Source organism: Blautia sp. AF19-1 (assembly GCF_003479155.1).
Lineage (GTDB): Bacteria > Bacillota > Clostridia > Lachnospirales > Lachnospiraceae > Fusicatenibacter > Fusicatenibacter saccharivorans.
In genome coordinates, this window is sequence record NZ_QUGQ01000019.1 from 54,206 (window position 1) to 79,915 (window position 25,710).

The following is a 25,710-nucleotide window of genomic DNA, read 5'->3' on the forward strand; positions in this document are numbered from 1 at the left end:
AAAACAATGTCAAAACAGTATGAAACCGTCATCGGACTTGAAGTACATGTGGAGCTTGCGACGCGAACAAAAATTTTCTGCGGCTGCTCTACCGCATTCGGCGGTGCGCCGAACACCCACACCTGCCCGGTCTGCACCGGTATGCCGGGATCCCTTCCGGTATTAAATAAGAAGGTTGTCGATTACGCCCTGCGCGTCGGACTGGCTGCAAACTGCAAAATCAACCAGCTCTGCAAATTCGACCGGAAGAACTATTTCTACCCGGACAACCCGCAGAACTATCAGATTTCCCAGCTGTATCTGCCGATCTGCCACGATGGATATGTGGAGATCGACACCGCAGCGGGAAAGAAGAAAATTGGCATCCACGAGATCCATATGGAGGAAGATGCAGGAAAGCTGATTCACGATGAGTGGGAGGACTGTTCTCTCGTCGATTACAACCGAAGCGGCGTTCCGCTGATCGAGATCGTCTCCGAGCCGGATATGAGATCCGCGGAGGAAGTTATCGCTTATCTGGAAAAACTGCGTATGATGATTCAGTATCTCGGCGCATCCGACTGCAAACTGCAGGAGGGCTCGATGCGTGCCGATGTCAACCTTTCGGTCCGTGAGGTCGGAAGTGAGAAATTCGGAACACGTACCGAGATGAAGAACCTGAACTCCTTTAAGGCCATCGGAAGAGCGATCGAGGGAGAGCGTGCAAGACAGATCGAGCTGATCGAGGAAGGAAAAGCCGTTGTCCAGGAGACCCGCCGCTGGGACGACAACAAAGAGTATTCCTACGCGATGCGTTCGAAAGAGGATGCGAAGGATTACCGCTACTTCCCGGACCCGGATCTGCCGCCGGTGCACATTTCCGACGAGTGGATCGACCGCATTGTGAAATCCATGCCGGAATTCCAGCCGGAAAAACAGGCACGCTATGTGGAGCAGTACGGACTGCCGCAGTACGATGCGGGCATTCTGACCGGTTCCAAGAAGCTGTCCGATCTCTTTGAGGAGACGACGGCGCTCTGCGGCAAACCGAAAAAAGTGGCAAACTGGCTGATGGGCGAGACCTTACGTCTCTTAAAGGAGAACGGCCAGGAGCCGGAGGATCTGCAGTTTTCACCGAAGCATCTGGCATCCCTGATCGAACTGGCAGAAGCCGGATCGGTCAACAACCAGGTGGCAAAAGAGGTATTTGAGCAGATCTTTGCAGAGGATGTCGATCCGGAAGCATACGTCGAGGAGCACGGACTGAAAACCGTAAACGACACCGGCCTTCTGGAAGAAACCGCGAGAAAAGTTCTGGAAAACAACCCTGGCCCGGTAGAGCAGTACAAATCCGGAAAGACAAAAGTCCTTGGATTTCTGGTCGGCCAGGTCATGAAAGAAATGAAAGGCAAAGCCAACCCGGCAGCAGCAGGAGAGCTGCTGCAGAAGCTGCTGTCTGAATAAAGAAAACAAAATTGCACGAATGGAGGCCTGGAAATGGTCTCCATTTTTCTGCCCGAAAAATCAAAGAAAATGCATAATCTGCATCCTTTTGGGAAATTCTTTATAAAGAAACCGGAAGAGATAAAAAGACGATACAAAATCCGGAAAAAGGAGGTTTCTTTACATGAAAGGACTGGATTACACCGCACTCACCGTTGCAATCATCGGAGCCGTCAACTGGGGCTTGATCGGATTCTTTCGCCTCGACCTCGTCGCCCTGATCTTCGGAAACATGACGTGGCTGAGCCGCATCATCTACGCGGTTGTCGGCATCTGCGGCCTCTACCTGATCTCCGTCTACGGAAGAATTTCCGACCACGTACTGGGACAGGCGTAAGAACAGGAACCCTCTCATATACGCAGAGAAAGGCGGTATGAGAGGGTTTTCTTCTGCCGTTTTAGGAAGGACAAAACAAATATTGCGGCCCTCTGTATGGTTTTGAGCAGGGATATGGATCAGAAAAAGAAAAAATACCGGATGCTTCTGGTGCAGCTTTCCTGTGCCGTTCTTCTGGCGAGTGATGCCGCAGCGTGGGCATTCCGCGGAAGTCCGGGGAGTCTGGAAAGAGGTATTGTGTATGTGAGTAACTATCTGGTTTGAATGTGATAGATCTTGCTGAATGGATTGCCCTTGCAGCAATTTTTATCAGCTGGTTTTGAACAGGTATTTTATGCAACGGATCTGGATTGTTTCGTTGTGCTGGAACAGGATGGTGACACTCTGTTTTTACAAAGCGTGGTCTGCAAGAAAAAGACGGCGATGAAGAAAATCTTAAAAAGAATCATTATGAAAAAAGAAACCGGGAAATTTGCGAGAAACATCAAAATGGAAGCAGAGTTTCCGAACTCGTAGAGGAATATGCTTTATCGGAAAAGAGCATTCAGCGGATCCTGCGCTGCACAGCAGCAGACGGAAAAAATACGGACTGAATACAAAAACGGAAAGACAGCCATGGAAGAACCCCCGGGCTGTCTTTTGTATTTCTGTTGCTTTTTTTTTCCGTTTTTCCTTGCATTTCGGAAAGATGCTGTTATAATAAGGGAAAGTGAATAAATATACATTACACGAGGAGAGAAGGAGATTATTATGAAAATGAATTTTGCAAAAAAAGCAACAGCACTTGCAATGTCCGTTTTGTTTGCTGTTTCGATGGCAGGATGCGGAAGTTCTGCATCTACCGCAAAGAAAGTAGAAGTAACATCCGTAGAGGATCTGGCAGATCTGAAGATTGGTGTACAGACCGGAACAACAGGTGATTCTCAGGCGAGCGATGCCGTTAATGCAGATTCCCAGATGCAGCGTTACAACAAAGGCGCCGATGCTATTCAGGCACTGAAAAACGGAAAGATTGACTGTGTTGTCATCGATTCCCTGCCGGCAGAAAAATTCGTTGCAGCAAACGATGATCTGAAAATTGTAGAAGGCATTTTTGATACCGAAGAATATGCCATGTGCTTTAAAAAGGGCAATACCCTGCGAGACGAGTTCAACACTGCATTGGCAGAGCTGAAAGAGGACGGAACGCTGGATGAAATCATGAGCAACTACATTGGTGATGAAGTCGGACAGCATCCGTATGAATCCCCGGCAGACGCAGACCACTCCAAGGGAACGCTTACCATGGCAACCAACGCAGAGTTCGAGCCGTGGGAGTACAAAGAGGGAAATGATATCGTTGGTATCGATGCCGACATTTCCAAAGCAATCTGCGACAAGCTTGGTTATGAGCTGAAAATCGAGGATATGTCATTTGAAACCATCCTTGCATCTGTCAACAGTGGAAAAGCAGATTTCGGCGCAGCCGGAATGACCGTTACTCCGGAGCGTGAGGAGAGTGTTGATTTCACCGATACTTACGCAAATGCAACGCAGGTTGTTATTGTAAGAAAGTAATCTAATAAGAGGAAAAAGAGCGGCTGTCCGCCAGGCAAAATGGTGCAGCCGCTCTTTTTGCAGGAAATGAAACCACAAAGGAGAGATGTATTCTATGGAAAATTTACAGCATCAGTTTAACCGCTACTTTGTAGACAACGGTGCTACAGAGTGGTGGCTGACCGGTCTGAAGACGACGCTGCTTGTCACAGTAATTGCACTGTGCATCGGTGTTGTGCTCGGACTTCTCATCGCGCTGATCCGTTCGACACACGAGCAGACCGGTAAATTAAAACTTCTGAACATTGTGGCACGCGTCTATCTGACGATTATCCGCGGAACGCCGTCCATGATTCAGATTCTGTTTTTCTATTCCGTTATTTTTGCAACCGTAAACCTGAACAATATCGTGATCGGCGGAATTGCATTCGGTATTAACTCCGGTGCGTACGTTGCCGAGATCTTCCGTTCCGGAATCATGTCTGTGGATAAAGGACAGACGGAAGCGGGACGAAGCCTTGGTTTAAATTCGGCACAGACCATGCGTCTGATTATCATTCCGCAGGCGTTTAAAAATGTTCTTCCGGCGCTGATCAACGAGATGATCGTGCTGTTGAAAGAGACCGCCATCATCGGCTATATTGGAACCATCGATATTACAAAAGCAGCAACCCTGGTACAGAGCCGTACGTACGATGCGCTGGTTCCGCTTCTCTCCGCAGCGATCTTTTATCTGATTCTTGTTATGATTCTGACCTATTTCATGGGCAAACTGGAAAGGAGACTGCGTAAGAGTGACCACTAACGAAAAAGTATTAATTAAAGTTGAAAATCTGCAGAAGAGCTTCGAGGATAATAAAGTTTTAGACGGAATCAGCACAGAGATCCGTCAGGGAGAAGTTGTCGCCGTTATCGGTCCTTCCGGTTCCGGAAAATCGACGTTTCTGCGCTCCTTAAACCGTCTGGAAATTCCAACCGGCGGAAAAATTTACTTCGAGGGCGTTGACATCACGGCGCCGGAAACTGACATTGACCATGTGCGTCAGAAGATCGGAATGGTATTCCAGCAGTTCAATCTGTTTCCGCACAAAACCGTTAAGGAAAATATCTTGCTCGCTCCGGTGACATTAAAACTAATGACACCGGAAGAAGCAGAGAAAAAAGCGATGGAGCTTCTGACCCGTGTCGGACTGCCGGATAAAGCAGATGCCTATCCGGGAAGCCTTTCCGGCGGACAGAAGCAGCGAATCGCCATCGCGCGCGCCCTTGCGATGAATCCGGATGTCATGCTGTTTGACGAACCGACTTCTGCACTCGATCCGGAGATGGTAGGAGAGGTTCTGGAAATTATGAAAGAGCTTGCCGAATCGGGCATGACCATGGTCGTTGTTACACACGAGATGGGTTTTGCCAGAGAGGTGGCAACCCGCGTCGTCTTTATCAACGAGGGAAATATTCAGGAGGAGAATACGCCGCAGGAATTCTTCGCAAATCCGCAGCACCCGCGCCTGAGAGAATTTTTATCGAAAGTATTATAAGGAAAAGAAATGAGAAAAACCGATGTTCTGTGAAAATAACACGCACAGAACATCGGTTTTTTGATGTTATAGAAAGAACTTATTTGGAAATCGGGCGGGTAGCTTCTTTCAGCCACTCTTTTTCGTCCCCTTCCAGATAAGGAGAAATCTTCTCATACACTTCTTTGTGGTAATTATTCAGCAGCTCGACATCTTTCTCCGTCATATACTGCGTATCGATACCGTCGAGGTCGATCGGAACCATGGTAACGAACTCAAAGCGCATGAACTGGCCATACATGTTCTTTTCTGCTTTGCGGCAGAGCATCAGGTTCTCGGTACGGATACCGTGGCTTCCTTCAATATAGATACCTGGTTCGTCGGAGGTCAGCATACCTTCCTCGAGAACGGCATTTTCCATGCGCTCCGGAACCATTTTCCAGCGGAAACCGTTTGGACGCTCATGGACATTTAAGAGATAGCCGACGCCGTGGCCGGTTCCGTGATTGAAGTCAAGACCTCTCTCCCAGAATGCCTGTCTTGCAAGGTAATCAAGGTTGATACCGATGCAGCCGTGGAGGAATTTTGCATTTCCAAGACGAAGGGTTCCCATCGCAGTGATGGTGAAATGTTCTTTTTCTTCCTCGGTCAGCGGTCCAACTACGATTGTTCTGGTAATATCGGTCGTTCCCTCATAATACTGTCCGCCGGAGTCCACCAGGTACATGCCTTTTGGCTGCAGAACAGAGAAATCGTCTTTCGTTGCCTGATAATGGCACATAGCAGCATTCGGGCCGTAAGCGGAAATCGTTCCGAAGCTTGGCTCAATAAAGCCTTCCTGCTCCTTCCGGAAGGATTCCAGTTTTTCAGCAACGGAAACCTCATTCATTGGGATCTTACCGATATTCTTCTTTAACCAGTATACGAAACGGGTAACGGCAACGCCGTCTTTGATGTGGGCTTTTCGGATGTTTTCCATCTCAACCGGTGTTTTGACTGCTTTTAAAGAAGAAGCCGGGTTCATGACATTGACAATCGTATTGCTGCCCATGACACTCTGGCAGATCGTGTAGTTGACTTTGGCTTTCTCCAGAAGAATGGTTTTTCCTGTGATGCCGGAAACAAAATCATAAACAGCATCGTATGGATGAAGGGAAATGTCAAGATCAGCAAGATACTGTTTTACTTTCTCATTTAAGGTTTCTTCCTGAATGAACAGATGACTCTCGGTTTCTGTCAGTACGAGATAGGAGAGGACAACCGGGTTGCATGGAATATCGTTTCCACGGATATTCAGCATCCAGGCGATATCATCCAGTGCAGTCAGAATATGCACTTCGGCACCGTTCTCTTTCATCTTTTCGCGTACTTTTGCAAGACGCTCCGCAGCGGATTCACCGGTATATTTTGCATCAAGGATCCACACGGGTTCTGCGGAAAGTGCCGGGCGGTCCGACCAGATCTCACCGATCAGGTCGCTTCGATAGGAAAGAAAACGCTCCGGAAGTGTTTTCTCCAGTGCTTCGCCGAGCATTTCATTGACAACGCGGCCGTCAAAACCAATGGTCATGCCCTCTTTTGTATTTGCCGCCAGGTATTCCTCTACCGTCGGAACGCCTTCCTGGCCCATTTTCATTAAGGTAACGCCGGTTCCGGCAAGTTCTTTGGCTGCCTGTACGAAGTAGCGGCCATCGGTCCAGAGGCACGCTTCGTCCTGCGTAATCACAGCAGTTCCGGCAGAACCGGTAAAACCGGTAATATACGTTCTTGCTTTAAAGTAAGTTCCTACATATTCGGATTCATGATAATCGGCGGTCGGAACCAGATAAGCGTCCACGCCGTATGCTCTCATTTTTTCGCGGAGAGCAGCTAATCTTTCTGGTATCATAATTTTTTCCTCATCTTTCTTTTCGAAAAATACTGCCGGCATTTTTTTTCAGGATGCCGACATTTTTATTCTATCACATTTTCCAGATCTGTCAAAGTGATGATTGAGAATTTGTCTCACTGTTTCCGAAATTTTCTAAAATCGTTTCGCATTTGGAGATTTTTCCTATTTTTCAAGAGCTTTTTTGTACCATTTTGGTTAAAAAAGCAGTAAGATAAAAATAAAGTGAAAAGCGTGGCGAAACTACGCGAAAAAGCAGAAACTATGAAGAAAGGGGGACATACTGTAATGCATACAATATGTCTGAAAGACAATTGGACATTAACTGTCCTCGGAAAAAATGTTTACGATATTCCGGAAACTCCAATTGAAACGAAGGTACCGTCTACCGTTTACGGCACCCTTTTGGAGAAAGGCCTGATCCCGGATCCGTTTTATCGTGACAATGAGCTCGATGCACTGAAATTGATGGAGAACGATTTCGCATACGAGACAACGATCGTGATCAGTGAGGAAGACAGAAAAGCGGACCGTCTGTTTTTACACTTCGACGGAATTGATACCATCGCAGATGTTTATCTGAACGGAGAGAAAATCGGCTCCGCAGACAACATGAACCGTGTCTGGGAGTATGATATTACCGATCTTGTTGCAGGTGATGCAGCCGATACCGTATATCAGGTAAAAGTGGTTCTGCATTCCCCGACAAAATTCATCGCAGAAGAAGAAGCAAAATGCCCGGTTGGAGCAGCATCCGATGCAATGCCGGGATTCCCGCATATTCGTAAAGCAGCCTGCATGTACGGCTGGGACTGGGGTCCGCGTCTTCCAGATGCAGGACTGTTCCGTGAGGCTTCTGTTCTCGCAGTAAAAACTGCCCGTCTGGCACAGGTATTTGTAGGACAGGAGCATCATGTAACTGGAAAAAACGTTCATGGAAATGTGGTTGACTTCGTCCGCCTGACCGCAGATGCTGAAATCGAGTGGATGCCGGGTGTAACCGACGGTAAAGTAAAGATCGTAATGACCGTTACTTCCCCGGATGGAAAAACCGTTCTGACCGCAGAAAGCGGCACAATGGATCCGCTGACCAATTCTGCACCGGTAAAGAATCTGACCGGACTTACCTGTGATCTTCGCAGCAATCATGTACAGGCTTCCCTTACCGTAGAAAATCCGGAGCTGTGGTGGCCGAACGGCTATGGTGCACAGGCACTGTATCAGGTAAAGGTAGAGCTCGTTGCAGACGATATCCTGGATACCTGGGAGAAGAAGATGGGTCTTCGTACCATCACCGTAAATACTGACGTGATGGAAGATGAAGTCTTTGATGAGCACATGACCGGCCAGTCACCGGATTACGATGACGGCGACAACATGATCATGACCAACGGTGAGAAAAAAATCATCATTACCGATAAACCTGCAAAGACCGTAAAGGGCCGTAACTTTGCGTATGAAATCAACGGACTGCAGATCTTCGCGATGGGCGCTGACTACATTCCGGAGGACAATATCTTAACCCGTCAGACGAGAGAGCGTACCGATCTGCTGCTGAAATCCGCACAGGAGGCAAACTTTAACTCCTTGCGTGTATGGGGAGGCGGATACTTCCTCGATGACTTTTTCTATGATGTCTGCGATGAGAGAGGACTCCTCATCTGGCATGACTTTATGTTTGCCTGCGCATCCTACGAGCTGACAGATGACTTCGAAGAGAATATCTCCGCGGAGATCCGTCAGAATATGCGCAGACTCCGTTCCCATGCAAGTATTGCTCTATGGTGCGGAAACAACGAGATGGAAACCCAGTACGAAACGCTGGCATGGCAGAAATCTAAGAAACAGACGTATGATTACATCCATCTGTATGAGTACATCATTCCGAAAATCGTCAAAGAAGAGGATCCGGAGAAATTCTACTGGCCGTCATCCCCGTCTTCAGGCGGAAATTACGAAAACAGCAATGCAGAGAACGTCGGCGATACCCATTACTGGGGTGTATGGCACGGAAGCGAGCCGTTCACCGCTTATCGTTCCCATCATTACCGTTTCCTGTCCGAGTTCGGATTCCAGTCCTTCCCGGCACTGCAGACTGTAAAACGGTTTACCGAAGACGGCGACCGCAACATCTTCTCCCGTGTCATGGAAATGCACCAGAGAAATACGGCTGCCAACGGAAAGATCCTGAACTACATTTCACAGACATACCTGTATCCGAAGAACTTCGACGAGCTTCTGTACTGCTCACAGCTTCTTCAGGCCGATGCGATCCGTTACGGCGTTGAGCATTTCCGCCGCTTCCGCGGTACCTGCATGGGTGCTGTTGTATGGCAGCTGAACGATATCTGGCCGGTAGCATCCTGGGCAAGCGTGGACTACTATGGAAACTGGAAAGCCCTGCAGTACGCAGAGAAGAAGATGTTTGCACCGGTCCTGCTTTCCTGCGAGGAGCACGGAGAGATCGATCAGAAACCGTTTGTCAACACACTGCCGCATCCGATTGATGTCAGTGCAGACCTTCATGTTGCCAATGAGACCGGTGAGCCGATCGTCGGAACCGTAAAATGGTCCTTGTGCCGTCCGGATTCTTCCGTAGTCAAAGAGGGTGCTTTCGAGGTGAATGCACCGGCTTACGGCGGACAGTGGATGCCGCATCTTGATTTCAACGATCAGGATCCGCTGGAAGTTCATCTGACCTATGAGCTGGTTGTTGATGGAAACGTAGTATCTTCCGGATCAACTCTGTTCTGCGCACCGAAGCATTACCATTTTGCAGATCCGAAGCTTTCTGTATCAGTAGACGGAGATACCGTAACCGTAACCGCAGAGAACTTTGCAAAATCTGTCAGCGTAGAGACTGAGAACGGTGTGCTTCGTCTGGACGATAACTTTGTGGATATGGAAGCCGGAACAAAGACCTTCCGCATTCTGCCGACCGCAGACTTTACCGCAGAGGGAACCGGCGTATCGGGCGCATACCGCGTACGAAGCGTATACGAGACAGCAGAACGATAAGGCATGGAAAAAGGGCACGCAAAATGAATGCGTGCCCTTTTCTGCAAAATAACGTTATTTATTTTTTTCTGCCTGGATTTTTCTGGCCTGTTTCGGTGTGATTCCTTTTATTTTTTTATAACACCGGATGAAATAGCTGCAGTCCGGATAGCCGACTTCTCTGGCAATAAAAGAAACATCGTGACTGGAAAAAAGCAGCATGTTTTCTGCCGCATTGATTCGGGTTGCCGTAATATATTCTTTGCAGGTCATATTGTAGCGGCGGTAAAAATTCATGGAAAATGTGGAGTGCGACATGTTGCACATGGCGGCAAGTTTCTCTACGGTCAGTTCTTCAAAATAATGGGAATCAATGTATTCGGAAATCAGGTCAAAACTGATTTCGTAGGAAGGATGCACGCCGGGAGACGGAAAAGAAGTCCCGCTTTTTTGCCAGTTCCGTATAAAACGGCTGATGATTTTCCGAAGATCCGCTGTAAGAATCATGGAATAGCCAAGCTCTTTATCCCGGTATTCCTTAAGAATATCCGAAAAAAGAGGAAAAAGGTTCATTTTCCGTACCTGCTCCGGAGAAAAAATACAGGGGCAGCGGAACGTGTGGATGCCGTGCAGAATCGAACGCAGATCCAGCTCATCCGTCTTGCAGGTGGGCAGAAGATTGGGGTCAAATTTAATCACATCATACTGCACCGGAACAGACCCCTTTGCAAGCGCGATGGAATGAACGCATTTGGGCGGAAAAAGGATCACAGATCCTTCCGTTCCGATGGATGTCACATTATCAAGGGAAACCTCAATTTCTCCTTTCAGAACGTAGAGAAGTTCTACATAATAGTGCCAGTGAGCAGGAATCGGAAGGGAGTCCCGCGTGCTGTCAAAAAGAAAAGCCTCATAAGGAGAGGCGATGGGGTCGATATATTCATATAAGTTATTCATAGATGTCTCACTTTTCGTTCGTAGTGGATGTTCCATACTGACTGTGGATGGAAACAAACTTCTTTTAGTATATAGTGATTTTATATGATTTGCAAGAAGGAATGAAGAAAGGAAAGGTTACAAGATTATCATCATGCAAAAAACAACAAATGATATGACGCAGGGCAACAGCATGAAGCTGATTTTTCAGTTTTTCCTGCCGATTCTGATCGGAAATCTTTTTCAGCAGCTTTACAGCTTTGTGGATTCCATGGTCGTTGGAAAGGGGATCGGAGATGTGGCCCTGGCAGCGGTTGGAAATACCAGTTCGGTACATTTTTTGATTCTCGGCTTTGCCATGGGGCTTACCGGAGGACTTGGGATCTGTATTTCCCACTCCTTTGGAGCGAATGATATCGAAAAACTGCGGAAAGAAATTGCGATGTCGGTTTATATCTGCCTTGCCATTGGAATTGTAATTACGGTGGGCAGTCTGTTTTGGATGCGCCGTCTGTTTGTCTTTCTCCAGACACCGGAGGATATGATGACAGACACTCTGGTTTATTTTGGAACCATTCTGGCGGGCAGTACCGTTACCATTTTTAATAACTTTGCCATGACGCTGCTCCGGTCCGTCGGAAACAGTAAAGTGCCGCTGGCTTCTATGATCGTTTCGTCGGTGGTCAATATTGTGCTGGATCTTCTATTTGTATTTCCGTTTGGCATGGGCGTGTTTGGAGCGGCGCTTGCAACGGTTCTGGCGCAGGTGGTTTCTGCCCTTTACTGTCTGGTATATATCCGGCGCGCCGCAGAACTGCTTCCGCGGAAAACAGACTGGAGGGCAGATGGTGTACTTCTTGGCGCACTCGTTGGAAAAGGCCTGCCGGTAGCTGTGATGAATTCTGTAACTGCGGTGGGCGGTATGGTCCTTCAGGTTTTTGTCAATCAGATGGGAACGGCTTATGTCGCAGCTTATGCTGCATGTATGAAGGTGTGCGGTCTGTTCGAGCAGCCGGGTATAACACTTGGACTTGCACTTCTGACTTTTACAGGACAAAATTATGGAGCCGGAAAATACGACCGGATCAAACAGGGAGTCAGGGCAGGTGTCGTGCTTTCTGTCCTTGTCAATCTTCCTTTTGCAGCACTGGAAATTTTCTGCCCGAAGTTTCTGGCATCCCTGATGCTGAATGATGCGACAGTCATTTCCTATACCTGTATCTTTCTGCCGGTTACCGGAGTTGCCCTGTTCGCCCTTGGCTGGCTGTTTGTCTTCCGAAACGCCTGCCAGGGAATGGGAAAAACAGTTCTGCCGATGGTGTCCGGGATTGTGGAGGTTGCCATGCGCGTCATGGTTGTGCTGCTTTTAGCACCGCGCCTTGCGTTCCGCGGAGTGGCATTCGCAGAAATTTCCGCATGGGTCGGAGCTGGAGTTATGCTTATGATTACCTACTTTTTTTATCAGAGGCGGCTCTCCGGGAAAACTCCAGATGTGAGAGGATAAAAGGAGAAGTTATATATAAAAACCCTGCCTGCACAGCTTTGTAACATAGTCTTTTCAAAGACTGAAAAACTGTGCGGGCAGGGTCTTTTGGTTAAACAAGCGTTCCCATATAGTAGAAGCCGCGGCATTCGTCCAGGGAAACGTTCCGCAGCGTTCCGATCATCGAAGCATCTCCCGGGAAATGAACCAGCGTATTGTTGCTCATACGGCCGGTGACAAGAGAAGCGTCCTGCTCATTGATACTTTCCACCAGAACTTCCTGTACGGTATGAAGATGTCTTGCGGTTACCTCGCGGGAAATTTCCTGAACCTCGGCAAGAAGACGGTCAAAACGGTCTTTTACAACATCCGCCGGGATCTGGTCTTCCATGGCAGCTGCCGGTGTTCCGGTTCTTCTGGAATACTGGAAGGTAAACGCGCTGTCGTAACGAACGCGGCGGACCACATCCAGTGTTTCCAGAAAATCTTCTTCGGTCTCACCAGGGAAACCAACGATAATATCTGTTGTCAGAGAAATATCCGGCACTTTTGCGCGGATTCGGTCTACCAGGTCGAGATACTGCTCTTTGGTATAACGGCGGTTCATCAGTTTTAAGATACGGCTGCTTCCGGACTGGAGCGGAAGATGAAGATGGAGGCAGACCTTCTCGCAGTCGCGCATTGCATCGATCAGTTCTTCCGAAAGATCCTTCGGATGTGAGGTCATGAAACGGATGCGTTTCAGCCCTTCAATCTGATTTGCCTTGCGCAGAAGCTGTGCAAACGTCATCGGCTCCTCGAGATTCTTTCCGTAGGAATTGACATTCTGACCAAGCAGCATGATTTCAACAACGCCGTCTGCAACGAGGCGTTTGATCTCTGCGATGATTTCCTCCGGCTTCCGGCTGCGTTCGCGGCCGCGCACATACGGTACGATACAGTAGCTGCAGAAGTTATTGCAGCCGAACATAATATTAACACCCGACTTGAACGGATATTTGCGGTCAACCGGGAGATTTTCCACGATTTTGTCGGTATCTTTCCAGATATCAATCACCATGCGGTCCTCTGTCATGCACCGGACAAGATACTCGGCAAAGCGGTAGATATTATGCGTTCCGAAAATCAGGTTGACGAAATGGTAGCTTTTTTTGAGTTTTTCGACAACAAGCGGCTCCTGCATCATGCATCCGCAGAGGGAAATAATCATGCCCGGATTTTTCTTTTTGTACTTGCCAAGCTGTCCAAGACGACCGTAGACACGCAGATTTGCGTTTTCACGGACGGTACAGGTGTTGTAAACAACAAAATCGGCATCTTCGGTCTCCACAATGTGGTAGCCGACGGTTTCCAGAATTCCCTCCAGTTTTTCGGAATCGCGGGCGTTCATCTGGCAGCCGAAGGTTGTGATGCAGGCAGTCAGATACTCTTTTCCGTTTTGTTTTGCACGCTCCGGTACGAGCTGCTGTTTTAAAAGTGCCATAAAGTAATACTGACGCTGCGGTTCTGTCTCCGGTGCCGGAACAGTAATGTCAACATTTGCAAGATCAATGCCGGAAACCTCGGCATCCGGAACGTTTCTGAGATCTATCTTCATAAATGAAACCCTTTCTTTTTCAATATAAAATGCTAAGTACAGTAATAATGAGACGGTATAAAATGCCGTGAAAAAAGACCCGTACAGCCGGATCTTCTTTTTATTTTAGCGTATCTGATACAAAATAGCAAGAAAAACAAGATTGAAAACAGTAAAAATCAGGATATATTTTTTGCGGCAGGAAGCGTCTGCGGCCGTAATCTGGCGATAAGAGATCAGGCTTGCCATAGATGCAATTAAAGTCCCGAGGCCGCCGAGGTTGGTTCCTACAATCAGTTCCGGGATTTCTTTTGTATATCCGGAAAGCAGCATGGCGGCAGGAACATTGCTGATGATCTGGCTTGTGAGGACGGAAAGAAGCCGTTCGTGTCCGGTAATCATCTGTTCCAGATAAATACGAAGCGCTGCCATTTGTTTCATGTTTCCAATAAAAAGAAAGAAAAACACAAAAGTGAACAAAAGAGAGTAGTCTGCTCTGCGGTAAAGGCTGCGGTTCACCAGGCAGATCCCGGCAATCGTGATCAGAAGCAGAATACTATGCGGGAGAAGTTTGGCAACCGTAAGAATACAGCAGAAAAAAAGAGCTGCAAAAACTACGATTTGCCGCGGATGAGTAATCGCTTTTTTCTCCAGGGAAACGGAAATTTTCTTTCCGGAGAAAAACAGAAAAATGCAGATCAGAAAAAGAACTGCAGCACCCAGAGTATAGGGCAGCATCATAAGCAGAAACTGCAAAAGGGAAAGTCCGGAAAGCGAATACAGATAAAGATTCTGCGGATTGCCGATAGGAGTAAACATACTGCCAAGGTTTGCAGCCATGGTCATAAAGGTGACAAGAAGTATTTTTTTCTGCTCCATATGGCACATTCGCAGAAGCAGAATGCCAAACGGAACAAAGGTAATCAGAGCGACATCATTGGTAATCAGCATGCTGCAGAAAAAGCACAGGGAAATCAGAAGCAGAGCAACCATCCGTTCTGAGTTTACATGCCGGAGAAGACTGGTGCCAAGCCAGTCAAATACGCCACATTCCCGCAGGCCCGCGACAATCAGCATCAGACAGAACAGCAGGATCAGAGTATGAAAATCCAGATAGCCAAGATACTGTGGACCGGGAGGACAGAAAAAGAAGGAAAGCACTGCAAGAAAAAAAGAGACGGTAAGCACTGCATCTTTTTGAAAAAAGGAAATCAGTTTTTTTATCATAAAAATCATCCTTTCATGAATAAGCAGGACTGATGTTGGAAGATCGAGATGAAAAATCAGGCTGCATATTTCGGATACCGCAGATTATTATATAAAAGATATGGAAAAGATGCAAGAAAAAGGTCCGAAACCGAAAAAAATGCGGTTTTTCAAAAAATCGACAAATTTTTCCAACCAATTCTTGACAATCAACAAAAATCGCGTTAAAATTGCTTCTGTCGTGTAAAACCAAATTCTGAGAAAAGAAAAAGTAAATGCAGACAAATCGTTTTCAGAGAGCTGCCGGAAAGGTGCGAGACAGCAACGAATCTGGATTGAAAATCATCTTGGAGAAGGAAAGCCCAACGAATCGGCCGTGTATCGTACTATGTGCCGGAATTCCAGTAGGTTTTCACGGGAGTTTCCCGTTACAGAAACCGCGTATGCTTGTGCGTTGTATTCGTGCTTGTTTCAAAGAAGAGACAAGGGTGGTTGCGGGAAAAGAACAGTTCCGTCCCTCGTTGAGGGGCGGATTTTTTTGTTTGTCAGCTGCAAATTCACCCCGGTAATACAGCCTGGCAAAGAATAGATCCTGCTGGAACATTGTACCTGACAGCGGGAAAAGGGAGGAAACATATGAAAGTGTACAAAAAAATCATGAATGGACTGGCATTTGTTGAGAAACTGGTTCTCGTGCTGTCCACGATCCTGATTGTTGTGCTTACGGTGGGAAACGTTCTTTCCCGTAAGGTACTGCATCAGTCCTGGTCATTTACCGAAGAGCTTGTCGTTGCGGTATTTGTCCTGATTACACTTCTCGCAGCAGCGCTTGCTGCCCGTGACGGAGAACTGGTCAATCTTTCTTTGCTGCCGGACCGTCTTTCTGCGAAGGCGAGAAGAATCCTGCTGGTTGTCAACACAGCATTTAGTGTTGCCTTTACCGTAGTTCTGTTTAAATACGGCATGGACAAGGTACTGACCCAGCTTGCCAACGGAAAGAGAACGTTCGTTTTAAACTGGCCGGAATGGATTTTCTGGTCTTTCGTACCGATCGGCGCAGCCTGCATGACGCTGCACATGATCGAATATCTGATTGATACATTCGTAAAAGCAAAAGAGGAGGGACAGAAAAAATGATCAGTGCAATTCTTTTTCTTTCATTCTTTGTTTTTCTGATCCTTGGTATCCCGATTGGCATCTGCCTTGGTCTGTCTTCGATCTGCGCGATCCTGTACTCCGGTACATCCCTGACCATCGTAGCAACCAATATGTATTCCGGTATCAGTAAATTTTTGCTCCTTGCCATTCCGTTCTTTGTATTGTCCGGAAACATTATGGCAAAAGCGGGCATTTCCAAACGACTGATTCGTTTCGTCGACACCTGCGTCGGCCATAAAAAAGGCGGTATCGCCATCGTATGCGTTATCGTAGCCTGCTTCTTTGGTGCGATTTCCGGTTCCGGTCCGGCAACCGTAGCAGCACTTGGTATGGTTCTGATCCCTGCCATGATTGAGCGAGGCGGATTTTCTGCTCCGTTTTCCACGGCCCTGATGGCGACGTCAAGTTCGATTGCGATCGTCATACCGCCGAGTATTGCATTCGTTGTTTATGCATCCATCACAGGCGTATCCATTGCCGATATGTTCACAGCAGGTATTTTTCCTGGTATTCTGATGGGTGTGGCCCTTGTCATCGTTGTTCTTCTGGAGGCAAAGAAACACAACATTCAGCCGACCCAGAAAAAAGCAACAGTCAAAGAAAGATGGGATGCTTTTAAAGATGCTTTCTGGGGATTCTTAATGCCGGTCATCATCCTTGGCGGTATCTATGGAAGTGTTTTCACCCCGACCGAGGCAGCTGCCGTTTCCGTTGTATACGGTCTGTTTGTCGGAATCTTTATTTATAAAGAGATCAAACTGAAAGACCTGTGGGATCTGATGGTAGATTCTGCCAAAACAACCGGTGGAATTATGCTGATCGTCGCAAGTGCTTCTCTGTTCTCCTTTGTCTGCACAAAGTTTGGTATTGCGCAGGCAGCATCGGATCTTCTTGGAAGCGTTGCTCATAACCAGTTTGTATTCCTTCTGATTGTCAATATCATTTTCCTGCTTGCAGGATGCTTTATCGATGCAAACTCTGCCATGTATATTTTCATCCCGATTATGCTTCCGGTCTGTAAAGCCCTTGGCTATGACCTGGTAGCATTCGGTATCGTGGCAACCGTCAACCTGGCCATCGGACAGGTAACTCCACCGGTTGGTGTCAACCTGTTTGTTGCCATTTCCGTAAAACTGAAAAAAGGAATGGAAGTTACCATTCAGCAGATTTCCAAAGCCGTTATGCCAATGATCGCAGCATCGGTAGCAGTTCTGCTTCTGATTACGTATGTTCCGCAGATTTCCACGTTCCTTCCAAAAGCACTGGCAAAAGACGGAGCTTATACCGGAACGGTAGCTGCAGCAACGAATTCCGATACTTCCAGTGGCGATGGTGCGGATGGCAGCACAGCAGGAAATTCCTCCGGCAATGAGGATTACAATGATATCGCTGATTACAGTGACCTTGGATGGGAAGAGCAGACCTGGAACTTTACCTGCTCCACCACCGAGAACAGTACCTGGGCAGAAGGCGGACGCAAGTTCGGCGAGCTCATGGAAAAAGCAACCGGCGGCAAGATCAAAGTCAATGTATACGCCGCAGACCAGCTGACCAACGGAAACCAGTCCGAGGGAATCCAGGCACTGATGAACGGAGACCCGGTACAGATTTCGATGCACAGCAACCTGATTTACTCTGCGTTTGACCCGAGATTTAACGTCGTATCTCTTCCGTTCCTGTTTGATTCCGTAGAAGATGCGGATGCAAAACTGGACGGCGAGGCAGGCGAAAAATTAAAAGCAATCCTCGATGAGTACGGCCTGCACTGCATGGGAATCGCCGAGAACGGTTTCCGCCAGCTGACCAACAGCAAGCAGGAAGTAAAAACCGTCGATGATATGAAAAACCTGAAAATCCGTGTCGCAGGAAGTAACCTGCTGATGGAGTGTTACAAACGCTGGGGCGCCGATGCGACCAACATGAACTGGTCCGAGACCTACACCGCCCTGCAGCAGAAAACCGTGGAAGGCCAGGAGAATCCGCTGCCGGCTATCGACGCAGCCAGCGTACAGGAAGTACAGCCGTACTGCTCGATGTGGAATGCGATTTATGACTGCCTGTTCTTCTGTATTAACGGAGATATCTATAACAATCTGACTCCGGAACAGCAGAAAGTTGTCGATGAGGCCGGACAGAAAGCAGTAGACTACGAACGTGCCATCAACCGTGCCGGCGACGATGAGATTATGGATCGCTGGCAGAACGAGAACGGTGTCAAGATCACCAAATACGAAGATATGGACATCGACTCCTTCAAACAGGCGGTAGACGGTGTGGATGAGTGGTATCAGAAGGAACTGGAAAGCGCAGGTTATGACGATGCCAAAGATCTGATCGAGGCCTTTACCAAGAAAGATACTTCTTCTGCAGGCACGTATGATGTAGAAGACAGAAGCGATCTCGACTGGCCGGAGCAGACCTGGAACTTCACCTGCTCCACGACAGAAACCAGTACCTGGGCAGAAGGCGGCCGGAAGTTTGGAGAACTGATCGAAAAAGCAACCGGCGGCAAGATCAAAGTCAACGTATACGCTGCAGACCAGCTGACCAATGGAAACCAGTCCGAGGGTATCCAGGCACTGATCGATGGAGACCCGGTACAGATTTCGATGCACAGCAACCTGATTTACTCTGCGTTTGACCCAAGATTTAACGTCGTATCTCTTCCGTTCCTGTTTGATTCCGTAGAAGATGCGGATGCAAAACTGGACGGCGAGGCAGGAGAAAAATTGAAAGAGATCCTTGATGAGTACGGCCTGCACTGCATGGGAATCGCTGAGAACGGTTTCCGTCAGCTGACCAACAGCAAGCAGGAAGTAAAAACCGTCGATGATATGAAAAACCTGAAAATCCGTGTGGCAGGAAGCAACCTGCTGATGGAATGCTACAAACGCTGGGGCGTCGATGCCACCAACATGAACTGGTCCGAGACCTACACGGCCCTGCAGCAGAAAACCGTAGAAGGCCAGGAAAATCCACTTCCTGCTATCGATGCAGCTAGCGTACAGGAAGTACAGCCGTACTGCTCGATGTGGAATGCAATTTATGATTGTCTGTTCTTCTGTATTAACGGAGTCATTTATGACAGTATGACACCGGAGCAGCAGGAAGTGATCGATGAGTGCGGTCGTCTGGCAACACAGTATGAGCGTGAAATCAACCGCGCCGGTGATGATGAAATCATGAACCGCTGGCAGAATGAAAATGGTGTTACCATTACCAATTATGAGGATATGGACATCGATTCGTTCAAACAGGCAGTAGACGGCGTAGACGAGTGGTATCAGAAAGAACTGGAAGGACAGGGATATGATGATGCCAAAGAGTTGATTGAGACGTTTACAAAAGAGGCAGCTTCGTGAACATCTTTATAAGATTTGCTGAGTTTGCCTGAAAAAATAATGTAACAAACTACATATTTGGTAGAAAATAAAAATTCATCCATGACTTGGAGGTCTCTGGTGAGACTGCTTCCGGGCGTGGGTGGATTTTTTTATTTGAGTTTTCCAGGAAAACAGGTATACTGGATGGTATCAGAAAACAGGAGATTTGAATCAATGAAACAGAAAAAAGAACGGGAAAAAGAAATCAGTCAATGGCCATGGATTTCCATGCTGCCGTTTGGAATCCTAGCGGGATACTGGGGAGATAAGGAAGTGCGGATCACGGCAATTTCAGAATATGGCTTTCAGACCCGTCTTGCGACACCGACTACAGTTGAGCAGAAAAATGCGCCGTGGGAACTGGCATTTTACGATCAGAAAACAGCATCCTACCAGCGGATTCTTCTTCGTGATGCGACTTTTCTGCAGGAAAAAGAGGAAGATTTTGATGTTGTTTATACTTTCGCCACGGAACAGGAAGATTATCAAAATGCGGTACAGCGCCTTGCCCTGCAATACAGCCAGTATATCCGGTGGAAGATGGAAGATGATGATGCCGCGCTTGCAGAAGAGATAACAGGATATCCTGCGGAGCAGGACGCGTTTCATCTGGAAAGTCTGGAAGAGCAGAAAAAAGTATGGTTTTCCGGAATTACGAAGGAAACCTTTGTGGCATTGCAAAATAGTGCTGCCGGATCCGGGCAGCCGATTGAGCTGGCGCTCGAACTGGACCGGCCGGAATGGTATAAGGCGTATCTTTCGATGGAAAGTGCGGTGTTTTTTGATGCTTATTTTCGGAGAAACCAGATTGCAGATCCGCCGGTTTTTCACCCGGATCGGCTCTATATAGGAAATGCTTTCTGCCCGCATCTGGCACCAACGGAAGAGGAACTGTTCGCACTGATGGATAAAGCCTGCCGGGAGTCATTTTCAATTACGCTTACTTTTCCATTTTTGCTGGAAGAAAATCTGACGGAAACGCAAGCACGTCTGCAGCATCTTGCCAGATGGTGTGAACAAAAGAACAAAACCATTGAGATTGTCGTAAATGACTGGGGAACGGCCCATCTGGCAGCTCAGCTTCCGGTGTTTTCTCTCTGCCTTGGCGTGCTGCTCAACAAGCGAAAAAAAGATCCACGGATGGCCTATAAGCTGGGAAACCGGACGCTGTTTGAACAAAATAGCGTTCATGCGGCGTTTTACCAGGAATATTTAAAAGAAGAATTTCGGATGGAACGGTATGAATGGGAGAGCTGCGGCGATACCAGTACAAGGAAGTTTCCAGAAGGGAAAAACAGTATGCATCTTCCATTTTATCAGACCAATACCTCACAGTACTGTCCACTGTATGCAGCATGTACTAAAGGAAGCCGCGGCGCGCAGACGCCGGTGCGGAAGTGCCATAGATTCTGTGAAGAACAGGCGTTTTTGTATCCGGAGCATTTGCGGATGATGGGGAGGTATAATTCGTTGTTTGGGATTGATTTGTCGATCTTGCAGGAGCCGGAGGCGATGGGGAAAATGTATGGGCTGCGCGGGATAGACCGGATTGTAGTGAATTTGCTATAGTGACTTCTTAAGAAGGATGTTCGCAGTTCATATTTTCAACTTGATAGAGCTGCCAATTCGTGATAAGTTGAAAAACAACTGGAAGGGTGCAGACTTCTCTGAAATATTTTTGAGGAGGTGTATGCACATGGGAAAACCGGATATTGTTACCAAAGCATACATGCGAAAGAGTAACATTTTTGCAGATGCGTTCAATTATCTTATCTACAATGGAAGAAAAGTTATTAATCCAGAAAAACTGACAGAAGTTGATTCAACAGAGATTGCCATATCGTTTGGCGCAAAGAAAGAGAGAAAAGAGGCAAAAGAGATAACCGAAATGACAGAAGATCCGGTTCAGAAATATCGGGATATATTGAAAACAGCTGCGGTTATGCAGGAATCGGAAACGTATTATCTGCTTCTTGGAATCGAAAATCAGACAGACATTCATTATGCAATGCCGGTTCGAAACATGATATACGATGCTTTACAGTATGGCAAACAGGTTACAGACACTGCGGCAAGCATCATATCTTTCCGAAACATTATCTTGAAAAGATCGGGTACGATAATGACCGTGACAGAAACCAGATTGCGAACTTTACATACTTGGACTATACAACAAACATTGATATTTCCGATGAAGCTCCGGCGGAATATGTCTGCCGGTACCGAGAGAAATTAGGAGAAGAAGGATACAGGCTTGCCTGTGCTCAGAATGCATTACCTGAGAATTTTGAGCAGTTATCGTATCCTGAATTTCTGAAGCAGAGAAGATTATTGATGGCGCAGATCGTAAAAAAGGCATATAATGAACTTGACAAGTAAGTATCTATAAAATGTCTGAAGAAGTGTTTTCAGTTTAAAACAGAGAAAACAGTTTTGCACAGCACATGCTTTATATTTTCTATCAAGGAGATCATCACAATATGGAAAACCAAACAATCGCTTATTACAACCAAAACGCAGCTTCTTTCATACAAGGCACTGTTTCTGTAGATTTCCAGACGACGCAGGATAAATTTTTAAACGCTTTGCCGGGAAAGAGAGTGCTGGATTTCGGGTGTGGTTCCGGAAGAGACACGAAGTATTTTCTGGGAAACGGTCTTGTTGTTACGGCGCTGGACGGTTCAGAAGAACTGTGCAAATACGCCAGTGCCTATACCGGTATTCTGGTAAAAAACATGATGTTTCAGGATTTGGATGAGATGAATCAATATGACGGCATCTGGGCGTGTTTATCGATTCTGCATTTACCGAAAAAAGAATTAAAAATGGTATTCCATAAGATGGTAACAGCGTTGGACACTAATGGGATTATTTATACCTCCTTTAAATATGGAACGTTTGAAGGCGAAAGAAGCGGCCGTTTTTTTACGGATTTCACACCGGATACTTTTTCTGATTTTATCAAGGATGTGGAGCAGATTCGAATAGAAGAAGAGTGGCTTACGGATGATGTAAGACCGTGAAGGGAGAAGGAAAAGTGGCTGAATCTGATATTGAAAAAGACAGGTTTCTAGCAGAACACGCAGATTTTAGATTTCGGGAACAGGTGTGTTATCCAAATGGCGGAATTTCCCGGTTTTATGATAATGGGATAGATATGGTTGTTATTGATGATGGTATCTGCTCTCATGAGCCAAAAGAGCCGGTTTTTCCCTATATGCTGATTACGGAGAAGCAGAATGATTATATGCATCGCTTTCAAAGGGTGTTTCGTTTTCTGGGATATGTGCGGGAAAATCTGGATTCATATCTTGCCAAAGATGGAATTGTCTTGGAAGGCGGTTATATACGAAACACAGGAGATCGGAGCGAGCAGGCCGATGCTTCTCCGCTGGAAATTCATTTCGAAGAGAATTTTTCAAGTGTTTATGGAATGAATGCGCTGAGATATCTGACGCGGGAATATGGAATCTGTGATGAAAATGGAAGGAATTATTTTCTCGATTATTTTGTCAGAACAAAGGATCAGAAATATGCGATCGAAGAAAACGGCCTTGATTACCATCATCCGCAAATTATTGGAGAGGAAAAATATCGCAATCAGCTCAAGAAACAAAATACGTGTGCCCTGTGGGGGATCAAGTTATTTCGCTTTTCCAAAGAGGATTGCGAATTTGCCAGTCGGATTGAGGATGATATCAAACAGTATTTTGGAAAAGATTCTTCGAATTTTGTGGATGACGGAATCAAAGTTGAAAGAAAAGTTGAGCTGTATGAACATCAGACTGTCAGCCTGCAGGAAATACAAAAGCGCAGAGAAGCGGGTATCAAAGCATTTTTGATTGTGCTGCCTACAGCAGCGGGAAAATCGAAAATTGTGGAAGAAGATTTACAGACATTCGCAGAAGGAAAACAAAAGTTCCGTGGCCTGATTCTGGTTCCGGGAGTCAATCTTTTGCTGGACTGGGAAGAAAGAATAAAGGCTTCGCTGCCAGAGTTAAAAGATAAGATTGATATTCGAACGTATGCCTTCGCGGCCAGACATTATACGGACACTGCACCGGACTATTACAATTATCTTGTCGTGGATGAAGCACATCATGCGGTTGCGCCAGTGCTGAAAAGAGTCGTGCAATACTATCGGACAGCTTTTACGATAGGCCTGACGGCGACGGATCAGCGGCCGGATAAAAGAAAGCTGGAAACGGTGTTTGGATCGTATACGACTTCGTTATCCTTAAAAGAAGCGATGGAAAAGGGAGTGGTCGCGAAAGCGAATGTTTACCGGATTGAAACGAATCTTGATCTTTCCAGTGTAAGGTTTAATGGGCGGGATTATGTCAATGCGGATCTGGAGAAAAGAATCCGGGTCACTTCAAGAAATGAGCTGATTGTCCACGTACTTTCAGAGTATTTTACGTCTGGCGAAGCGGGCACGAGACAGGGTGTTGTTTTTTGTGTCAATGTTGCGCATGCGAACGAAATGGCAAAGCTCCTTAATAAGGCAAATATTTCAGCGGCCAGCTACACAAGGCAGACAAAAAATCAAAGTTCTGTTATGAAAGCGTTCAAAGAAAAGGAAATTCGTTTCCTGTGTGCCTGCAATATGATTTCAGAGGGATGGGATTATCCGGAACTCGGCATTCTGGTGATGGCAAGGCCTACGCTTTCCAAGGTTCTTTATCTGCAGCAGGTCGGAAGGGGACTGCGGAAAACGGACACCAAGAAAAATGTGATTGTGATTGACGTAGTCGATGAGTACGGCGCCATGATCAAGCCCTGCCTGTATTGGAGAAACTGAAAGAACAGAGCAGATAGACAACACCACAGCTTCCTGTTCCAGAGAGAAAACCGATTCCGGGATGTTGTTTTGAAAGGGAAATTGGAGAATGTTAGAAAGAACCAAAGACATTCATATCCGGGCTACACCAGAGGAACTTGAAAAAATAATGAAGCGTGATAGTAATGGATCTATCGGATCTAAAAGAAATATTAAGGCTGCTACAGATATCAGGAAATAATCTGAATCAGTATGCAAAAAAAGCAAATGAAACAGTTAGCATTTACCATGAGGATATTGAAGAATTGAAAAATAATCAGAAGGAAATCTTACAGGAAATGAGAAAAGTGCTGGACAGATTAACAGCAATTATGTAAGGCAGGTGAGAGAATGGCGGCAACAAAACTGATAGCAATGCATCAGAACAAAGGACGGAGCGTGATGCAGTGTCTGAAAGACAGAACAGATTATGCAATGAACGGGGACAAGACAGAAGATGGAAAATATATCTCATCTTATCAGTGTAATCCGGAGCTGGTTGATCTGGAATTTGCTCAGGCAAAAAAAGAATATCTGCATAAAACATGGCGGCAGCCTAAGGGAGATGTACTTGCATATCAGATCCGCCAGTCTTTCAAGCCTGGAGAAATTACACCGGAGGAAGCAAATGAAGTAGGGTATGAAACCGGTATGAGATTCACTAAAGGGAAGCATGCTTTTATCGTGGCAACGCATGTGGACCGGGCACATATTCATAATCATATCATTTTCAATTCTACCAATCTGGACTGTGACCGGAAGTTTCGTGACTTCTGGTTTTCGGGAATTGCTTTGCAGAGACTCAGCGACATTATCTGTCTGGAGCATGGACTTTCCATCATTCCGAAAGTAAAACCGAGTGAGAGACAAAGGAGAACAAAGTACCCGGAACGGATCAGTATGAGGGATGTCATCCGGGAAGATATTCTGAGGTGTCTGGAGCAGAAGCCGGAAGATTTTGAAGTGCTTCTGAAATTATTGCAGCAGGAAGGGTATGAGATTAAACGTGGAAAGCATACTGCAATATGTGGAAACGAGCAGAAGCGTTTTATCAGATTCCGTTCTCTGGGAGAAGATTATACAGAAGAAAATCTGAAAAAAATAATTGCCGGAGAGAAAGAATTACCTGAGAAAAAAGAAAAAGCATCTGATCAGAAAGTTGTGAAATCAGAAAAACGGAAGTTTGACCTGGTGGTGGATATTCAAGAAAGAATAAATAGCAAGAAGAATGCTCGGAATAATATACGAGTATTTTTTTGTGAAATGGTGCAAATTCCGGCTCATCGGACCACGCATTCCGCTAAGAACTGATCAGCCTTTCCGGATGTAACTGAACGCATTTCCGCTTCAGCTGATCAATAAGTTTTCAACGTGTTATAGTTCTTTCGTAGT

At 46.5% G+C, this 25,710-nt stretch carries 20 protein-coding genes, 1 pseudogene and 1 other annotated feature; of the genes and pseudogenes, 17 read left to right on the forward strand and 4 right to left on the reverse strand.

The window, feature by feature from the left end:
* Window positions 1-6: 6 nt before the first annotated feature.
* The 6 genes from gatB to DWX26_RS12755 all read left to right on the forward strand — a co-directional run bounded on the left by gatB (window position 7) and on the right by DWX26_RS12755 (window position 4,893).
* Window positions 7-1,443: an Asp-tRNA(Asn)/Glu-tRNA(Gln) amidotransferase subunit GatB gene (gene gatB, locus DWX26_RS12725; protein ID WP_055217758.1), complete on the forward strand. Its 1,437-nt coding sequence runs from the start codon at window positions 7-9 to the stop codon at window positions 1,441-1,443.
* Window positions 1,444-1,606: 163 nt separating this feature from the next.
* Window positions 1,607-1,819, forward strand: coding sequence for a DUF378 domain-containing protein (locus tag DWX26_RS12730; RefSeq protein WP_055228257.1), 213 nt, complete (start codon window positions 1,607-1,609; stop codon window positions 1,817-1,819).
* Window positions 1,820-1,933: 114 nt separating this feature from the next.
* Window positions 1,934-2,083: a hypothetical protein gene (locus tag DWX26_RS16780; protein ID WP_156327598.1), complete on the forward strand. Its 150-nt coding sequence runs from the start codon at window positions 1,934-1,936 to the stop codon at window positions 2,081-2,083.
* A 486-nt stretch (window positions 2,084-2,569) separates the two neighbouring features.
* Window positions 2,570-3,376 carry a transporter substrate-binding domain-containing protein gene (locus DWX26_RS12745; protein WP_118601560.1) on the forward strand — a complete coding sequence of 269 codons (807 nt, stop codon included), beginning with the start codon at window positions 2,570-2,572 and terminating at the stop codon, window positions 3,374-3,376.
* A gap of 94 nt (window positions 3,377-3,470) precedes the next feature.
* Complete coding sequence (locus DWX26_RS12750) at window positions 3,471-4,160, forward strand: amino acid ABC transporter permease (RefSeq protein ID WP_055217777.1); 690 nt, start codon at window positions 3,471-3,473, stop codon at window positions 4,158-4,160.
* Entirely contained in the window at window positions 4,150-4,893 is a 744-nt protein-coding gene (locus DWX26_RS12755) for an amino acid ABC transporter ATP-binding protein (RefSeq protein ID WP_055217779.1), read from the forward strand. Before DWX26_RS12750 ends, DWX26_RS12755 begins: the two co-directional genes overlap by 11 nt.
* 79 nt (window positions 4,894-4,972) lie before the next feature.
* On the opposite strand, the gene DWX26_RS12760 is transcribed toward DWX26_RS12755, so the two are convergent.
* A complete protein-coding gene (locus DWX26_RS12760) occupies window positions 4,973-6,760 on the reverse strand; it encodes an aminopeptidase P family protein (protein WP_118601567.1) in 1,788 nt (595 codons plus the stop codon).
* 288 nt (window positions 6,761-7,048) lie between these two features.
* Between DWX26_RS12760 and DWX26_RS12765 the strand changes: the two genes are divergently transcribed.
* On the forward strand, window positions 7,049-9,778 hold the full coding sequence (locus tag DWX26_RS12765; RefSeq protein WP_158580612.1) for a beta-mannosidase: 2,730 nt from the start codon (window positions 7,049-7,051) through the stop codon (window positions 9,776-9,778).
* 54 nt (window positions 9,779-9,832) lie between these two features.
* Here the strand turns inward: DWX26_RS12765 and DWX26_RS12770 are convergent, their stop codons facing one another.
* Complete coding sequence (locus DWX26_RS12770) at window positions 9,833-10,714, reverse strand: AraC family transcriptional regulator (RefSeq protein ID WP_158580613.1); 882 nt, start codon at window positions 10,712-10,714, stop codon at window positions 9,833-9,835.
* Window positions 10,715-10,847: 133 nt separating this feature from the next.
* Between DWX26_RS12770 and DWX26_RS12775 the strand changes: the two genes are divergently transcribed.
* Window positions 10,848-12,197 (forward strand): MATE family efflux transporter, encoded by a 1,350-nt coding sequence (locus DWX26_RS12775; protein ID WP_117802303.1) that lies wholly within the window; start codon window positions 10,848-10,850, stop codon window positions 12,195-12,197.
* A 91-nt stretch (window positions 12,198-12,288) separates the two neighbouring features.
* On the opposite strand, the gene miaB is transcribed toward DWX26_RS12775, so the two are convergent.
* A complete protein-coding gene (gene miaB / locus DWX26_RS12780) occupies window positions 12,289-13,773 on the reverse strand; it encodes a tRNA (N6-isopentenyl adenosine(37)-C2)-methylthiotransferase MiaB (protein ID WP_117761538.1) in 1,485 nt (494 codons plus the stop codon).
* A gap of 105 nt (window positions 13,774-13,878) precedes the next feature.
* A complete protein-coding gene (locus DWX26_RS12785) occupies window positions 13,879-14,979 on the reverse strand; it encodes an SLC13 family permease (RefSeq protein WP_117761537.1) in 1,101 nt (366 codons plus the stop codon).
* Window positions 14,980-15,207: 228 nt separating this feature from the next.
* Window positions 15,208-15,480: a binding site (T-box leader), on the forward strand.
* 114 nt (window positions 15,481-15,594) lie between these two features.
* On the opposite strand from DWX26_RS12785, the gene DWX26_RS12790 reads away from it, so the two are divergent.
* The 9 genes and pseudogenes from DWX26_RS12790 to DWX26_RS12825 all read left to right on the forward strand — a co-directional run bounded on the left by DWX26_RS12790 (window position 15,595) and on the right by DWX26_RS12825 (window position 25,629).
* Window positions 15,595-16,095, forward strand: coding sequence for a TRAP transporter small permease (locus DWX26_RS12790; protein ID WP_055228267.1), 501 nt, complete (start codon window positions 15,595-15,597; stop codon window positions 16,093-16,095).
* A complete protein-coding gene (locus tag DWX26_RS12795; RefSeq protein WP_118601563.1) occupies window positions 16,092-19,478 on the forward strand; it encodes a TRAP transporter large permease subunit in 3,387 nt (1,128 codons plus the stop codon). Before DWX26_RS12790 ends, DWX26_RS12795 begins: the two co-directional genes overlap by 4 nt.
* A gap of 195 nt (window positions 19,479-19,673) precedes the next feature.
* A complete protein-coding gene (locus tag DWX26_RS12800; RefSeq protein ID WP_118601564.1) occupies window positions 19,674-21,068 on the forward strand; it encodes a hypothetical protein in 1,395 nt (464 codons plus the stop codon).
* A 127-nt stretch (window positions 21,069-21,195) separates the two neighbouring features.
* Window positions 21,196-21,573: pseudogene (locus DWX26_RS16785) on the forward strand (transposase); the annotation flags it as partial.
* 406 nt (window positions 21,574-21,979) lie between these two features.
* A complete protein-coding gene (locus DWX26_RS12810; RefSeq protein WP_117805368.1) occupies window positions 21,980-22,522 on the forward strand; it encodes a class I SAM-dependent methyltransferase in 543 nt (180 codons plus the stop codon).
* Window positions 22,523-22,536: 14 nt separating this feature from the next.
* Window positions 22,537-24,300, forward strand: coding sequence for a DEAD/DEAH box helicase (locus DWX26_RS12815; protein ID WP_147398128.1), 1,764 nt, complete (start codon window positions 22,537-22,539; stop codon window positions 24,298-24,300).
* A gap of 88 nt (window positions 24,301-24,388) precedes the next feature.
* On the forward strand, window positions 24,389-24,520 hold the full coding sequence (locus DWX26_RS17405) for a hypothetical protein (protein ID WP_256372553.1): 132 nt from the start codon (window positions 24,389-24,391) through the stop codon (window positions 24,518-24,520).
* Window positions 24,465-24,656: a plasmid mobilization relaxosome protein MobC gene (mobC, locus tag DWX26_RS12820; RefSeq protein WP_242991212.1), complete on the forward strand. Its 192-nt coding sequence runs from the start codon at window positions 24,465-24,467 to the stop codon at window positions 24,654-24,656. The genes DWX26_RS17405 and mobC overlap by 56 nt, the downstream gene beginning before the upstream one ends.
* A gap of 13 nt (window positions 24,657-24,669) precedes the next feature.
* Window positions 24,670-25,629 (forward strand): relaxase/mobilization nuclease domain-containing protein, encoded by a 960-nt coding sequence (locus DWX26_RS12825; protein WP_330410168.1) that lies wholly within the window; start codon window positions 24,670-24,672, stop codon window positions 25,627-25,629.
* Window positions 25,630-25,710: the final 81 nt, after the last annotated feature.